Here is a 741-nt window from a genome sequence, read left to right as displayed (position 1 = left end):
ACCCTGCCCCGCCCGCCGTGGCGGCACCTCCTGCGTGGTTCGCCGTGCCGCCCCACCGCCTGCCGGGGGCCGCTCCGCGTCTGCGGGACACGGAACAGGCCCAGGCGTGGGAAGCGGAATACGCGGCGGCCTGTGTTGCCTTCCCGCACCTGCGGCCCGTGGTGGACGGCGAATGAAGACTGCCGCCCTGCACTGCTGAACGCGTCCGGCATAGATCCGGTCCGCATCTCGCAGCCACCGGGCCAGCTGTCGGCCATGCCAAACCAGCGCACCTCGTCCAACCCGTGCGCCTCGCCCGGCCCATGCGCCTCGCCCGGCCCATCTCGCGGGCACCCCTTTTCCGCCGCCGGACTTTCCGGCTATGGAAACGACAGGCTGTTTTTCAAGGCCGCCCCGCCGGACTGCATTGCCCGGACTGCCGCGCCTTGCCGCGCCCCTCGATCCAGCAGGGCGCGCCCCCCGGCAGGAACCCACTCGCCTTTCACCTTCGGAGGCCTCATGCCGCACAGCCGTTCGTCCACTCCCCGCCGCCGCGCCGCGCTCGACATTCCGGACACCGCCCTGTTCGACGAGGTGCGCGAGCGCCTGGTGGCCGGCCCGCTCTCGCTGATCCTGCACTGGCGCGCACACAACGGGGAAAGCCGACTGCGCGAAATCACCATGTGCTGGAACGGGGCCGCGCTGGGCAGCCCCCCCGCCGCGCGCGACGGCTGGACCAACCCGCACCCGGACGCCTGGCCC

The 741-nt window shown here is 72.9% G+C and carries 1 pseudogene; it reads left to right on the top strand.

Annotation, left to right across the window (positions count from 1 at the left end):
- Positions 1 to 498: 498 nt before the first annotated feature.
- Positions 499 to 741: pseudogene (locus FVW27_RS18025) on the top strand (methylated-DNA--[protein]-cysteine S-methyltransferase); the annotation flags it as partial.

Source organism: Nitratidesulfovibrio liaohensis (assembly GCF_011682075.1).
Taxonomy (GTDB): Bacteria; Desulfobacterota; Desulfovibrionia; order Desulfovibrionales; family Desulfovibrionaceae; genus Cupidesulfovibrio; species Cupidesulfovibrio liaohensis.
The sequence above is the reverse complement of the archived record's forward strand: the minus strand, read 5'-3'. Positions and strand labels throughout refer to the sequence as shown.